Source organism: Fluviicoccus keumensis, from assembly GCF_004217445.1.
Lineage (GTDB): Bacteria > Pseudomonadota > Gammaproteobacteria > Pseudomonadales > Moraxellaceae > Fluviicoccus > Fluviicoccus keumensis.
This window is the reverse complement of record NZ_SHKX01000002.1, coordinates 31,981-46,693: the sequence shown is the minus strand read 5'-3', so window position 1 is coordinate 46,693 and position 14,713 is coordinate 31,981. Positions and strand designations below refer to the sequence as shown.

12 protein-coding genes are annotated in these 14,713 nt (G+C 59.3%); 7 read left to right on the top strand and 5 right to left on the bottom strand.

Going from position 1 to position 14,713, the window contains the following annotated elements:
* The first annotated feature begins 163 nt into the window (after nt 1-163).
* Nucleotides 164-862 (top strand): transposase, encoded by a 699-nt coding sequence (locus tag EV700_RS00555; RefSeq protein WP_130410416.1) that lies wholly within the window; start codon nt 164-166, stop codon nt 860-862.
* Nucleotides 863-1,019: 157 nt separating this feature from the next.
* Complete coding sequence (locus tag EV700_RS00550; protein ID WP_130410415.1) at nt 1,020-3,098, top strand: hypothetical protein; 2,079 nt, start codon at nt 1,020-1,022, stop codon at nt 3,096-3,098.
* Between the two features lie 126 nt (nt 3,099-3,224).
* On the opposite strand, the gene EV700_RS00545 is transcribed toward EV700_RS00550, so the two are convergent.
* Genes EV700_RS00545 through EV700_RS00535 form a run of 3 tightly spaced genes read right to left on the bottom strand, consistent with a single transcriptional unit; the run spans nt 3,225 to nt 5,298 of the window.
* On the bottom strand, nt 3,225-4,304 hold the full coding sequence (locus EV700_RS00545; protein ID WP_130410414.1) for a hypothetical protein: 1,080 nt from the start codon (nt 4,302-4,304) through the stop codon (nt 3,225-3,227).
* A gap of 13 nt (nt 4,305-4,317) precedes the next feature.
* On the bottom strand, nt 4,318-4,764 hold the full coding sequence (locus EV700_RS00540; RefSeq protein WP_130410413.1) for an SRPBCC family protein: 447 nt from the start codon (nt 4,762-4,764) through the stop codon (nt 4,318-4,320).
* A gap of 48 nt (nt 4,765-4,812) precedes the next feature.
* A complete protein-coding gene (locus EV700_RS00535; protein WP_207224534.1) occupies nt 4,813-5,298 on the bottom strand; it encodes an SRPBCC domain-containing protein in 486 nt (161 codons plus the stop codon).
* Nucleotides 5,299-5,444: 146 nt separating this feature from the next.
* On the opposite strand from EV700_RS00535, the gene ilvD reads away from it, so the two are divergent.
* Nucleotides 5,445-7,298: a dihydroxy-acid dehydratase gene (gene ilvD / locus EV700_RS00530; RefSeq protein WP_130410412.1), complete on the top strand. Its 1,854-nt coding sequence runs from the start codon at nt 5,445-5,447 to the stop codon at nt 7,296-7,298.
* Between the two features lie 64 nt (nt 7,299-7,362).
* On the opposite strand, the gene EV700_RS00525 is transcribed toward ilvD, so the two are convergent.
* Nucleotides 7,363-8,070, bottom strand: coding sequence for an START domain-containing protein (locus tag EV700_RS00525; protein ID WP_130410411.1), 708 nt, complete (start codon nt 8,068-8,070; stop codon nt 7,363-7,365).
* A gap of 138 nt (nt 8,071-8,208) precedes the next feature.
* Nucleotides 8,209-8,823 carry a TetR/AcrR family transcriptional regulator gene (locus tag EV700_RS00520; protein WP_165391279.1) on the bottom strand — a complete coding sequence of 205 codons (615 nt, stop codon included), beginning with the start codon at nt 8,821-8,823 and terminating at the stop codon, nt 8,209-8,211.
* A gap of 381 nt (nt 8,824-9,204) precedes the next feature.
* Between EV700_RS00520 and EV700_RS00515 the strand changes: the two genes are divergently transcribed.
* From EV700_RS00515 to EV700_RS00500, 4 genes are all read left to right on the top strand, one after another.
* Entirely contained in the window at nt 9,205-9,969 is a 765-nt protein-coding gene (locus EV700_RS00515; protein WP_130410409.1) for an outer membrane lipoprotein-sorting protein, read from the top strand.
* On the top strand, nt 9,969-11,225 hold the full coding sequence (locus EV700_RS00510) for a hypothetical protein (protein ID WP_130410408.1): 1,257 nt from the start codon (nt 9,969-9,971) through the stop codon (nt 11,223-11,225). The genes EV700_RS00515 and EV700_RS00510 overlap by 1 nt, the downstream gene beginning before the upstream one ends.
* Before the next feature lie 12 nt (nt 11,226-11,237).
* Nucleotides 11,238-13,577 (top strand): efflux RND transporter permease subunit, encoded by a 2,340-nt coding sequence (locus tag EV700_RS00505; RefSeq protein WP_130410407.1) that lies wholly within the window; start codon nt 11,238-11,240, stop codon nt 13,575-13,577.
* A gap of 174 nt (nt 13,578-13,751) precedes the next feature.
* Nucleotides 13,752-14,702: a UbiA prenyltransferase family protein gene (locus tag EV700_RS00500; protein WP_130410406.1), complete on the top strand. Its 951-nt coding sequence runs from the start codon at nt 13,752-13,754 to the stop codon at nt 14,700-14,702.
* Nucleotides 14,703-14,713 lie beyond the last annotated feature (11 nt).

Here is a 14,713-nt window from a genome sequence, read left to right as displayed (position 1 = left end):
CAAAACCCTATCCGATGCTGACAAAACCGAGGAAGATTGCGATTGAAGAGATCCGGCGAAATGGCCACCCGAAAAAGCTTAAGTAAGTGCCATTCGGGTCAGACACCTTTATTTTATTAACTCATCAATATAGAATTATGGTTTCAAATTACAAGGAAAGTTTATGGCACGCCTCCCCCGATATATTCTCCCCGGACAACCTCAACATATCATCCAGCGCGGTAATAATCGGCAAGCCATATTTGCCACCGACGCCGACTACCAGTTTTTCCGAGACGCCATCGTCGAAGCCGCCGACAAGCACCAATTGGCCATCCACGCCTACGTCTGGCTGACCAATCACATCCACCTGCTTGCCACTCCCGGCCGCGAAGACAGTATCAGCAAGGTATTCCAATCAGCCTGCAGGCGTTATGTGCAGTATTTCAACCAGACTTACCAACGCACCGGAACCCTCTGGGAAGGACGCTACCGCGCAACAGTGGTTGATAGCGACCGCTACCTGCTTACGCTGATGCGATACATCGAACTTAACCCCGTCAGGGCCGGAATGGTCGTCCAAGCCGCTGACTATTCCTGGAGCAGCCATGCCCGATATGCCGCTGGACAGACAGGCCTGAATGCGGACTGGCTGAAACCGCATCCTTTGTACATCAGCTTGGGAAACACTACGGAGGAACGGCAGGTGGCTTATCGCGCATTGTTCGGAAAACCCGTCGCCGATCAGGAGTTGCAGGATATCCGTGAGGCCACCCACAAGGGATGGGCGCTGGGCGGAGAGCGGTTTCAGGCACAGATTGAAGCGTTGACGCAACGGCAATCAGCCTCCAAGGGACGGGGGAGGCCCAAGGTAAAAGGATAATCGTGTCTGACCCCTTTTCCCTTCATTGTGTTGCCTAATTTTCAAGCGTAGATTGTTCTGGACGGTAGGAACAAAACAAAAAATCAGCGGGAGAACGGCCATGGCGGCGCATGCCGACACAGCTTTATCTGCGGTGGCCGCACGCTACCTCAGACGTATGAGCGTCCTTTGGGTGGTCCTGCTGATGGCAGCCTGCGGCGGCGGCAGTTCTCCGGAAGCCGACCAGACCATCGCCGCCCTGTCCGCCTGCGACCAGCCCGCCGAGCTCGACAAGTTCGGCAATGTGACGGTGCCGCCGGAAGCCACCAATGTCACCGCCCCGACCTACGTTGAAGAAAATCGCGGTTTGCTCACCGATCTTTATCCGGATATCGACACCTCAACGGACGCCTTCTACGCCAATCAGGTATGCGACCCGTCCATCGGCGGCGATGAACCCCCGGCCGAAGTACCGGAAAGCGATGCCGATAAAAGCGCGGAAATCGCCCTGGAGAAGTTTGAACAGAACGAGGTTCCCGCCCTGGTCACCAATGTGGCCGAGCACCCGCTGCCACCCCTGTCCGATTTCCCGGCCATGCCGGATGCCGTATGCTTCACCAAGACCGCCGGAACGGAAGTCAAAACCCCCACCCCCTGCAACAGCAAGATCTTTCTGGACAGCAGCCAGCCTTTTGAGGGCCGCGACATTATCTATGTCCATGGTCTGGCGACCGAGCACCTGACGGCCCGGCTGAATCATCCGCCATCCGCCATGGGACCGGTCTATCCGGCCAACCGGGTGTGGCCGCAGGACGCCTCGGAGTTCCTCAATACCGGCGGCTATTTCCGCACCTATGCCGAGGACTACTGGAAAAGCCATATCGAGGAACATCTGGGGCAAGGCTGGCAATGGACGCCGAACGATGCCGCGCCGGTCTATCAGCCCAAGCACAACCGCTATATGCTGGTGGCTTGGTCATCCAATCAGCGTTTGGCTTATGCGCAGGATGCCCTGATGAACCAGATCAGCCAGGCCATTCTGGCCAACAAGAACGTGGTAACCCCGCCGGGCTATCCCGCCAACTGGGACAAACCCTTCTGCGCCAACGGCTGCATCCTCATTTCCCACTCTACCGGCTCACTGATTGTCAGCACGGCCATGGCCAAGGCTGCCAGTGAGGATTACGGCAAAGGCGGCATCCAGATCGCTGAGCGCATGGCGGCCCATATTTCCTTCAACGGGGCCATCTCGGGAAGTCGCGTCGCAACCGTCGGCCTGGTGCTCGGCATGGCGATTTCCTTGCCGGTGGATGCATCAAACGTGATCTGCGATATGTTTAACGTTTTCCTTGGCATTACGGGTAATTCCACTAACAGTTGCAATGCGGATACCAGCTACCTTGCCAACAGCGTCTTGGTGGATCTGGTGCCGGCGGTAACCCAAACCGTCTGGGGACCGCTGGTCAACAAAACGCCCGTCCCCACCGTGACCTTTGCGGGCGGGCATCCAATTGGGGGTTATGTGGTGACCAGCAGATTTCTACCCGGAGTGGATGACGGCGTGGTCACCATGGATTCGGCCTGCGGCAATCCCAACCCGGTACAGCCCGGATTATTCGCGCCCAGCGGGGTCACGGTCTTCAGCATGATCAAGGCCTTTGACATGACCGGATTCGGGGGACGGCTGGTGCGGAATTCAGGAGTGCTCACGGCGGAAAAGAACCTGAAAGTGCCGTTCCCGACGCCGCTCTATCTGGCGGCAGCGTGCAGCCCCTGGCTGTCGCCGACCGGCATGGTATTGCCCGTTGTCTATGCCTGGGCCAGCACCCCGCACGATCCCCGGAACCGTTATCACAACCATTATTCCTTCGTGCAAAGCATTGCCGAGCACTCGCATGACGGCGGCAAGGCCGACTGGCCCAGCACCTTGGGTGACCCCGCTTCCACCCAGCGCCATTACCTGTTTTTTGGTGACGATAATCTGGAGGAAAGCCGAGCGGTGACCGACAGCACCATTTATACCCGCACGATCGATACTAACGGCACGCATCTGGTGAAGCCGGTTCCGGTGCGCGAATTTGTCCGCGGGCGTCAGGTTGGATTCAACTTGCCGTTCAAAATCAAGGGTTGCCGCCAGGATGGTCTTGCCAACTATTATTGCAAACGCTGGCTGTGGAAGCGGACATACCACCTGCTGGATAATTGGGAACAGAAGCAGAGTAGTCATTACGCCTACGAGTTTGTGGGCAGGCGTTAAGGGGTGAAGGCGCAGATGCGGGGCATTAACCGGCTTCCGCATTTTGCGCGCGGGAGGCGGTTTGCCGATTTACACGAGGGGCCGATTATAAAAGGCCGATTTAAACTAATGGTGGAGCCTGAGATCTTATACTAACGGCTGCACTTCTTCCCGTAAGTATTTAACCAGCTTTAGCCATTCGTCGCCCTTAATGGCGGTTATATTAGCCCCTCCACGTCTGGCCTCCCTAAGATTTACCGTCAACGTCTCAAAATCGGGATTTCCACTTAAGCGCGCAACAATCAGACAATTAGGCGCATATGAGCTATTCTGAATATAATCTCGCAAGTTTGTGTCAAAACAGCCATTCATTACTTGATCTATACCTCTAATATCACATGCTATATCCAAGAGAGGAAAGATCACTTTCTCTATAAAACCCAATCGCTCAAGAGCCAAATCATAATCAGAAATCATACTTCCTAGCTGCGCCGAATTTCCATAAACCGAATAAGCATCCAAATACAATGCGGGTAATCTCTGAAGGAAATTAAATCTATCATATATTTTGCTAACATCACGATTTATCACATAAAATCCAACAGGCAAAAAATAATCTCCACCACCACCCTGATAAACTATATTAATATATTGACCACCTCCCAACTGTTGACGTAAATAGCAATACTCGCCATCCAATGGATCCTTCACCTTCTTATTAAAGCCATGCCTTGCCAGCATCTCCTCAAACTTCGGATTGAACCACTTCTTGAACTCACTCAACCGCTTCGGAAACCCCGGCGCCTCCATCTCCCGCAAGGCCCCTTCCCAGACCTTCCGCATGTTCTCCGGCACCACCTGCCCGTCCGGCAGAAACGCCATCCCCAACTCATCATCCAGCATCACCAGACGTAACGCCCTTGCCTCCTCCGCCATGACCTTCAGCGCGGGTACCCAATCGTCCGATGGCAAATCCAGCGACAAGATGGCCTTCTCGTTTGCCAGCGCATCTTCTCCCAGCGTGCCGTAGTAGTTCTGGTAATCCTCGTTATCCGGATCTTCCGCCAACAAGCGTTCGCCCACCTTCCGAGCAAACACCAGCAGCTTCTCATTCGGCGCAGATACCTTCACTCCCAACAAGCGGTGAAAATCCGCCGAAACAGCGGCACGATCTTGCGGTTCAGCTCCAAAGGGTTGCGGGTCCCAGACCAACAGGGCGCGGATCATGTTATCTCCTTTTTTACCCGCAAACCTGCGCCTCAACCAGCTGCGCCAGCAAACACAGCGAATCCTGCCAGCCCAGATAGCACATTTCCACCGGAATGGCCTCGGGAATTCCCTCCTGTACCACTGTAATCTCGGTGCCGCCGGTCACCTCACGCAAATCCACCGTGGTCATCATCGACCCCGGCAGATTGGGGTCATCAAAGGTATCGGTATAACGCAGGCGCTGACCGGGAACCAGTTCCAGATAGGTGCCGCCAAAAGCATGGCTCCCGCCATTGCCGAAATTGGTGAACGACATGCGGAAACCGCCTCCAACCGTGGCGTCCAGATGATGCACCGTACAGGTAAATCCATTGGGCGGCAGCCATTTGGCCACGGCGGCCTCCGTGATGAAAGCGCGATAGATACGCTCGGCGGGAGCACGCAAAACGCGATGCAGGCGAACGGTTCCGGTCGTCATGGTTTTTTCTCCTTGGGGATGGCAAACATCATCTGCAGCGAGGCCGTCTCAAGACGGCTCCTGCGTCACCTCCACGGTCAAACGATCCAGGTTCTGCTCGTTGGCCGGTGTCACAATATGCTCGATCTGCCGCGCCAGATCGGCGCTTTCAAAGACCTGCTCCCAATCCACCCGGGTGGCCCAGTCCGACAACGGCGTCAGGGTCACCGTCAAGCGGAAACGGGGTTCGGAGACATGGTCGATGGTAATTCGGCGATCCGGTTCAATATCGGCGAAACGGCTGCGGTTCGGGTAATTCGCGCCATCAGGGCCGTGCATGACAAAAACCCAGTCGCCGCCCGGCCTGAAATCGCAAAGCTCGAAAGTATTGGTGAAGCCCGCCGGACCCCACCAGCGCGCCAGACGCCGGGCATCGGCAAAGGCCGCAAAGACGGCGGCGGGTGTGGCCGGAATGGCGCGGGTGGTTTCGAATTTCATCAAGGGCTCCTGGTCAGCGGCGTGCGCTTCCTGACGGTTCATCAAGGGTTGGGGCATGGTCTTGCCGGGACTAATTTGGCACGGTTGCCAACGCCGGGCAACCGCAAAAACCAGCCTCACCCCGCGCCTGACGTTACCCGCTGTTCCTGTTATTCTATGCGGCTGGTTTTGCGATTTATCCGGCGATCTTTCAGGAGTACATCATGCCCGCTTACCGTTCCAGAACTTCCACCCAAGGCCGCAACATGGCGGGCGCCCGCGCCCTCTGGCGCGCTACCGGCATGAAGGATGAGGACTTCCAGAAGCCGATCATTGCCGTGGCCAATTCCTTCACCCAGTTCGTGCCGGGCCACGTGCACCTGAAGGACCTGGGCCAACTGGTCTGCCGTGAAATCGAGAAAGCGGGCGGCGTGGCGAAAGAGTTCAACACCATCGCCGTGGACGACGGCATCGCCATGGGCCACGACGGCATGCTGTACTCCCTGCCCTCGCGCGAGATCATCGCCGACTCGGTGGAATACATGGTCAACGCTCACTGCGCCGATGCGCTGGTGTGCATTTCCAACTGCGACAAGATCACCCCCGGCATGCTGATGGCCGCGCTGCGCCTGAACATTCCCGTCATCTTCGTTTCCGGCGGTCCGATGGAAGCCGGCAAGACCAAGCTTTCCGACAAGTTCATCAAGCTCGACCTGATCGACGCGATGGTGGCGGCGGTCGATCCCAATGTCAGCGACGAACAGGCCGCCAACTACGAGCGCAGCGCCTGCCCCACCTGCGGTTCCTGCTCCGGCATGTTTACCGCCAACTCCATGAACTGCCTGACCGAAGCGCTGGGCCTGTCGCTGCCCGGCAACGGCACCACGCTGGCCACCCACGCCGACCGCGAGCAGCTGTTCCTGGAAGCGGGCCGTCGCATTGTCGCCATCACCCGCCGTTACTACGAGCAGGACGACGAATCCGTGCTGCCGCGCAACATCGCCAACGTCAAGGCTTTCGAGAACGCCATTTCATTGGACATCGCCATGGGCGGCTCCACCAACACCATCCTGCACCTGATGGCCGCCGCGCAGGAAGGCGAAGTCGATTTCGGCATGAAGGACATTGACCGCCTGTCACGCCGGGTGCCGCAGCTGTGCAAGGTGGCGCCGAACACCCCGAAATACCACATTGAAGACGTGCACCGCGCAGGCGGCATCATGAGCATCCTGGGCGAACTGGCGCGCGGCGGCCTGCTGCACACCGACGTCTCCACCGTGCACGCCCCGACGATGAAGGACGCGCTGGCGCAATGGGACATCAAGGTCACCGACAACCCGGATGTCCATAAATTCTTCCGCGCCGGCCCGGCGGGCATCCCGACGCAGGTGGCGTTCAGCCAGAACTGCCGCTGGGACACGCTGGACGACGACCGCGCCGAAGGCTGCATCCGCTCGGTGGAACACGCTTTCTCGCAGGAAGGCGGTCTGGCCGTGCTGCACGGCAACATCGCCGAGAACGGTTGCGTGGTGAAGACCGCCGGGGTGGACGACAGCATCCTGGTGTTTGAAGGCCCGGCCCGTATTTTTGAAAGCCAGGACGCCGCCGTGAAGGGCATCCTGAACGATGAAGTAAAGCCTGGTGAAGTCGTGGTAATCCGCTATGAAGGCCCGAAGGGCGGCCCCGGCATGCAGGAAATGCTCTACCCGACCAGCTACCTGAAGTCGAAGGGTCTGGGCAAGCAGTGCGCGCTGCTGACCGACGGGCGTTTCTCCGGCGGCACTTCCGGCCTGTCCATCGGCCACGTTTCGCCGGAAGCGGCTTCGGGCGGCGCGATTGCGCTGGTGCAACCGGGCGACCGCATCCGCATCGACATTCCCAACCGCACCATCGACGTGCTGGTAAGTGAGGCCGAACTGGCCGATCGCCGCGCCGCGATGAACGCCAAGGGCAAAGACGGCTGGAAGCCGGAACATCCGCGCGCCCGCAAGGTCAGCACCGCGTTGAAGGCCTATGCGGCCATGGCCACCAGCGCCGATCGCGGCGGCGTGCGTGATCTGTCGCAGCTCGACAAGTAAACCGGCGTCAAAATGACGGCGGCCGGGATATGTCCCGGCCGCCCGACCCTTATCCGAATCGCTCTTATTCACGCACCCTGAACGGCAGCGGCTCCTTGCTGTTCTTGAAACGTTCCGTCTGCACCACCCGCTGCAAGCCCATCACCGTGTAATACGGCGCCTGCCGCTGCACGGCATTGATGGCCCAGGCCGGAATCTTTCCGCCCGGATCAATGTAACCCTCCACTTCCTCGCGCGTGGTGCCATCCGGCTGCGGGGTCCATTTGATGATCATGTCCTCGGCGTTCATCCGCACCAGCGGCGGCCTGGGAGGCATGTAGTCCGGCTTGGCTTCCAGTTTGAACAACGCATAGCCCTTCTTGGCCGTGTAAGGTTCGATTACCGCGTGAATGATGGCGTCGCGGTCCGGCTGGCTGACGGGCGCGCGATGCACCACGTAATAGTAGAACTCGGTATCCGACACCTTTTTCAATATCCGGCTTTCCTGAACTTCCCAGAACCAGCGCGGGTAATACTCGATGTCAAAATAGGCGCGAGCGACCGTTTCCAGCGGCGCATCAATAATCAGGTCGAGCTTGAAGGAACGGTATTTTTTGTCATCGTCGCGCTTGTCCCACGCCTTGATGTTCTTGCGGGTATCGTTCTTGATCAACCGCCATTCATTGCCCAGTCCCGGGCCGCGTAACTCGTCGATATCCTTGTCGGCGAAGGCCTGTTGCGACATCAGGCCGATCAGGGCAGCCAGCGCAACCGCCGTTTTTGTTCTTGTCATGGTCTTCACCTTTGTGCAGGAATGCCTGCATAGCCGGGTGACTATACAGACAAGCCGACAATGTAACCACATTACATATATCAAAACAAGATAGCGGTCACAATCAAGCCTGCAGCGGACACGCCGACAGCAGGCCTGTCAGGCCAATCGCGGCGTTTCCCACTGAAACAGCATATCCAGCAAGCGCCGGAAAATTTCCTGGGTGTTATCCGCTTCAAAAACCTGCTGGCTGACATCCTGCATCGACAACCGGGTGGCGTGCATCAACAGGATCTGCGCCATGATTTCGCGGAACGGGGCATTGGCGGGCATGGGAGGGGTAATATCCTGCTTGACGAAGCGCTCAATCTCCGTCAACAGCGGCATGACGTATTCGAGCACCATCTGCTTGCCCATGCCCGAGGGGCGCAAGAACTCCGCCAGAGTCAGCGACAGCAGCCTCGGGTGGCCTGACCAGACATCAAACACCTGCTGCATGATCAGCGGCAACTTCAGTTCAACCGGCATGTCGCTGTCCAGCGCCCGACGAATTCCCACCCCGATCGGTTCAAACAACTTGGCGCGGATCACTTCGTCAAAAAGGTCTTCCTTGCTGGCGAAGTGATGGAGGATGGTTCGGGCGCTGATGCCGACATCCCGTCCGATATCCGCCAGCGAAGCCTGATGAAAGCCTTGCGCGGCAAAGGCCGTTGCCGCGGCATTCAGGATGTCGGCGCGGGTATTCCGGTTCTCGGATTTGGCGGGTCTGGCCATGGATAAACACAGGGCAAATTCAAAGGTTCCTATCATATCTCCCCTTGCAGACAAGCGGTTGCAGGGGTTTCGCTTATTTTGGCATCGATCGCGTTCAATTGTTTTTTCACGCCAGGCAGATGGCACCAATGGGCAAGATTGTCGGACAACGAACGATCATCCTATGCAAAGGCCATAATAAAATGGCGTTACATTATGCAGGATGCTCAGGAGCCGGATTACCCGGCAGCCCGTTTCGGGCTTCAATGGACGCTCAGGACAGCCACACGGTCAACCAAGCCGTGATTTCCCGAAAGAGATTTGACCCGTTCCGCCCAGCATCTACGCTGAGTTAAGGACGTGGGCAACATCATCATAACAATCCTTAAAAAGGTGGAAATCATGCGCACCGCCCTCATCGCCTCCGCGTTGGCCTTCGCCCTTACCAGTCCCTGCTTCGCCGACCAGGCCGACACCATCGCCCAGGAAGCCGACAAGCGCCTGCACGGCTTCGGCGACAGCGCCGCCACCCTGAAGATGACGCTGGTCAACCCGTCCGGCCAGACCGCCGAGCGCGCCCTGCGCGTGCAGAACCTGGAAACCGGCGACGGCGACCGCAGCCTGATGATCTTCGATACCCCGCGCGACGTGGCCGGTACCGCCCTGCTGACCCATACCCAGCCCGGCAGCGACGACCTGCAATGGCTGTACCTGCCCGCCATCAGCCGCGTCAAGCAGATTGCCGCCGGCAACAAGAGCGGTCCGTTCATGGGCTCCGAGTTCGCCTTTGAAGACATCGTGACGCCGTACTGGCAGAAGTTCAGCTACAGCTTTGTGCGCGAAGAAAAGTGCGAAGCTCTGACTTGCTTCGTCATCGAGCGCAAGCCCAAGGACGCCAATTCCGGCTATACCCGCCAGCAGGTCTGGATTGACAAGCAGGATTACCTGATCCGCCGCATCGACTTCTATGACCGCCGCAATACCTTGCTGAAAACCTATACCGCCACGGGATTCCAGAAGGTGCAGGGCTACTGGCGGCCCGCCTCGATGCTGATGGTGAATACCCAGAACTGCAAGCAGACCCGGCTGGACTGGTCGGAGTTCAAGTTCAAGACCGGGCTGAAAAAGGATGACTTCACCGAGAACGCGTTGAAGCGGGCACGCTGATGCGTACCGTCACTTATGGCGCGCTGGCCGCGCTGGGCCTGACAGCCACAGCGTACGCCGCTCCTGCGTTGAAGGCGGAAGTGGGTCTGGAGGCTACCGCCTATTTCCAGGATGGCACGCAGGATCAATCTTCAAAACAAGCGTCGTTGCGCCTGTTGGGTGATGCGCGTTGGGACTGGAACGGCCGCGATGACAGCTTCACGCTGAAGCCCTTCGCCCGCCTTGACAGCCAGGATCGTGAGCGCAGCCATGCCGATGTGCGCGAGGCCCTGTGGCTGCATGCGCGCGGCCCGTGGCAGACGCGCGTTGGCATCGGCCAGACTTTCTGGGGCGTCACCGAAGGCGCGCATGTGGTGGATATCGTCAACCAGACCGACACGCTGGAAACCCCGGAAGGCGATGCCCGGCTGGGCCAACCGATGCTGAATGTCGGCTGGGAACGGGAGGCGCATCTGGTTGATGTGTTCGTGCTGCCGGGCTTCCGTGAACGGCCGTTTGCCGGATCGGACGGACGCCTGCGCCTGCCCTGGGTGGTGAATACCGATGCCGCGACTTATGAATCCGGCGCGGGCAGGAATCATGTCGATCTCGCCGCCCGCTACCAGTTCAGCGCCAACGGCCTGCGGCTGGGCCTCAGCGGCTTCCGTGGCACTTCCCGCGAACCGGAACTGCAGCCGGTGGTGGACATGACGAAGGTGGGTCCGGGCTTTTTCGCTCCCGGCTACCAGCCGGAACTCCAACCGTACTACCCGCAAATCACGCAATGGGGCGTGGACCTGCAACTGACGCGCGGCGACTGGTTGTGGAAACTGGAAGCGATCGACCGCGACGGTTTCGGACCAAAACGCTTCCACACGGCCGACGCCGGGTTGGAATACACGCAGGTGGGTGTTTTCGGCAGCCGCTGTGACCTGGGCTGGCTGCTGGAAGGCATGTACGACAGCCGTCAGGAGCAGGCCACCCATCCTTTTGAACACGACGTGCTGCTGGGCTGGCGGCTGGCTTTCAACGACGAGGCGTCCAGCGACCTGCTGCTGGCCGTATTGCGCGATACCGAACATCCGGAAACCTATGTGCGCCTGAAGGGCAGCACCCGCCTCAACGACCGGCTGAAGCTGGCGGTGGAAGCGCGCGTGCTGGCCACCCGCGACCCGCAAACACCGTTCGCCGTACTGGCTTCACCTGATCTCGATTACAAGCTGCGCAGTTTTGGCGATGACAGCCATCTCCGCGCCGAACTGACCTGGTTTTATTAAGGAACACCGTGAATGACGACTTCCACACCTTCCAAGACTGACGCCTTCTGGCAGGCCCTGGCCTGCTGGATCGTGACGCATCCGTGGACCAGCATTCTGGTGTCGCTGCTGGTGACGCTGGCTGTCTCGGCCGGTAGCGCCGGTTATATCTATTCCACCGACCATCGCGCCTTTTTCGGTAAGGACAATCCGCAACTGCTGGCTTTCGAGAAGCTGCAGGAAGACTACACCAAGACCGATACCGTGCTGATCGCGGTGGCGCCGAAGGACGGGAAAGTCTTCAGCCGCGAGTTCCTGGCCATCCTGCAAGCACTGACCAAGGAAAGCTGGCAGGTACCCTATTCCCAGCGCGTCGAGTCCCTGACCAATTTCCAGCATGTGAAAGTGGATGGCGACAGCATCGCTACGGAAGATTTGGTGACCGATGCCGCGGCACTGAATGACGCGACGCTGGCGGACGTGAAGCAGGCCGCGCTGGCGGAACCGTTCCTGGTCAATTCGCTGGTCAATCCGCAAGGCACTGTCGCCGGGGTGCGCATCACCCTGAACATGCCGGGCAAGGAACCGCTGAAGGAAATCCCCGCCGTGGTCGACCAGGTGCGGAAGATGACGGCGGATATGGCCAAGGCGCATCCGGGACTGGACTTCCATCTGGCCGGGCAGCCCATCGCCAACAAAGCCTATCCGGAAGAGTCGCAAGCCGATGGCGTGCGGGTGTGGCCGTGGTTCCTGCTGACCATGATGGTGATGCTGACGGTGCTGTTCCGCAGCCTGAAGGCGATGCTGATCACGCTGGCAGCCTGTCTGCTGGCGGTGTTCGGCGGTGCGGGCTTTGTCGGTTTCTTCAAATTCGTGGTCAACGACGGCGTGATCGTGGCGCCGGTTATGATCCTTTCGATGGCCTTTGCCGACGGCATCCACGTGGTGGTGAACTGGATCCAGGCCGTCAACAACGGCATGAACAAACGCGACGCCATGGCGGAAAGCCTGGCGCTGAACATGGGCCCGATGACTGTTACCTCGGTGATGACCGCTGTCGGCTTCCTGACGCTGCTGTTCAACGATTCCCCGCCCTTCCAGGTGATGGGTCTGATTGTCTCCGCCGGGGTGGTGTTCGCGCTGCTGCTGACCTTCTTCTTCACCGCGCCGTTGCTGGCGGTGCTGCCGGGCGAACCGCCGCGCAAGATCTCGCCGCTGATGCGCGAGGATTCGCCTGCGGTGGCCCGCTTTGCCGACTTCCTGATTGCCAACCACAAGGTGATCCTGACGATCTGCCTGGTGCTGGCCGCCACCCTCAGCCTGTTCAGCCTGAAAAACCAGATCAACGACGACATCGTCAAGTACTACACCCCGCAGGCCAAGTTCCGGCAGGACATGGAGTTCGTCAACGCCAACCTGACCGGCATCGCCGAAGTGAACTACTCCCTGCCCGCCGGCGGTCCGGACGACATCGCCGATCCCGCTTACCTGAAGCAGGTGGACACCTTCAGCCAGTGGCTGAAGACCCGGCCGGATGTGACGCAGGTGAACTCGGTGGTGGATATCGTCAAGCGCATCAACCAGGTGATGCACGGCAACGACCCGGCCTTCTACCGCATTCCCGACAGCCGCCAGGAAATCGCCCAGTACCTGCTGCAGTACGAACTGTCGCTGCCGCAAGGGGCCGACCTCAACTACCTGATCCGTTTCGACCGTTCGGAAAGCCGGGTGCGGGTGGCGGTGGGTACGTCCAGCGGGCAGAAGATCATTGCGCTGGATGAAAGCGCCCAGCAGTGGCTGAAGGCCAACGCGCCGAAGGCGATGCAGGTGCAGGGCAGTTCGTTGAACCTGATGTTTGCCAACATCGGCGCCCGCTCCATCAACGGCATGTTCGGCGGCATGCTGGGCTCGCTGATGGCGGAGTCGCTGTTCGTGATGCTGGTGTTCCGCGCCTTCCGCCTGGGCCTCACCAGCTTCATCGGCAACCTGATTCCCATCGGCGCCGCCTTCGGTTTCTGGGGCATCCTCAACGGCAACATCGACGTCGGCCTGACCGTGGTGCTGGGTATCTCCTTCAGCGTGGTGGTGGACGACACAATCCATTTCATCGCCAAGTACGAACGCGCCCGGCAGGTGGAAGGCAAGGATCCCGCCGATGCGGTGCGCTACGCCTTCAGCCATGTCGGCTTCGCGCTGCTGTCGACCACGGCGGTGCTGGGAACGGGTTATGCGTGGCTGGCCAATTCCGCGATCCAGCTGACGGTGAATACGGCCATCGTGACCTGCGCCACCATCCTGATCGCGCTGGTGATTGATGTGTTCCTGCTGCCGTGTTTGTTCCTGGTGATGGACAAGCGGCAGGTGAAAGCGTAGCGATTTTCCCTCTCCCAAGGTCTGGGAGAGGGTGGCGCGCGGCGCCGGGAGAGGGTTCGGCGGTGGTGGCTTGAAGGTGTGTGTTCAGGCTGAGTATGTCCCCCTCTCCCTAGCCCTCTCCCCCCTGGGGAGAGGGAATTTTACTTAACAATTTACTTTTGAGAATGACTGCAAATGACTGACCTGAATATCAATTCTCCCTGGCCTGCCCGCTTCATGGCCTGGGTGCACCAGCGCTTCGCACTGCCGAACGCGCTGCTGTTCTTCATCCTCTACATCACCGCCGCCGTGGTGGCGCGCGCCGCTGCCGGGGGCGAAATCGCGCTGGGCGGACTGGACGTGCTGGCCTGCGTGGTGACCTGGTCCTTCTTCCTGCTGCTGCGCGTGTTTGACGAGCACAAGGATTACGAACTGGATTGCAAGAACCACCCGACCCGCGTGCTGCAAAGCGGCCTGATTACCCTCGACCATCTGAAGATCGTCGGCGGTGTGACGCTAGTGCTGCAGCTGGGTTTCTCGCTGGCGCGCGACGGCGGTTTCGGGCCGACGATGATTGCCTGGTCGGCGATGTTCGCCTGGACCTGCCTGATGGGAAAGGAGTTCTTTATCGAGGAATGGCTGAACAAGCACCTGACCTGGTATGCCGTGTCACACATGCTGGTGATGCCGCTGATCGTGTGGTGGCTGGCCAACATGGCCGTGCCGGGCGTGACGCTGACGCCGCAACTGGAGGCGCTGATGCTGCTGGCCTTCATCAGCGGCTTCTGTTTCGAGATTACCCGTAAGACCAAGGGGCCGGAAGAAGAACGCGACACGATCGAGTCCTATTCGCGGATTTTCGGCACTCAGGGCTCGGCGATGGTGGTGATGGGCCTGGTGACGGCGATGGTCGTTAACCAGATCTGGTTGATCAACCTGCTGTCCCCTGAGAAGTTCCCGATCTGGTCGGGCGTAGTGCTGGGCCTGTTCTGGTTGATGGGCATGAAGCAACTGCTGGCCTTTACCAAGGCCCCCTCGACCGAAGGCCGGGAAAAGAATGAAAAGTCGGTGGCGCTAACGCTGCTGGCGGGTTACGCCGTGGTGATCGGCGTGGTGTTGTCGCTGCACGGTGCGGTTCTGGTATGAGGAGCATGGAA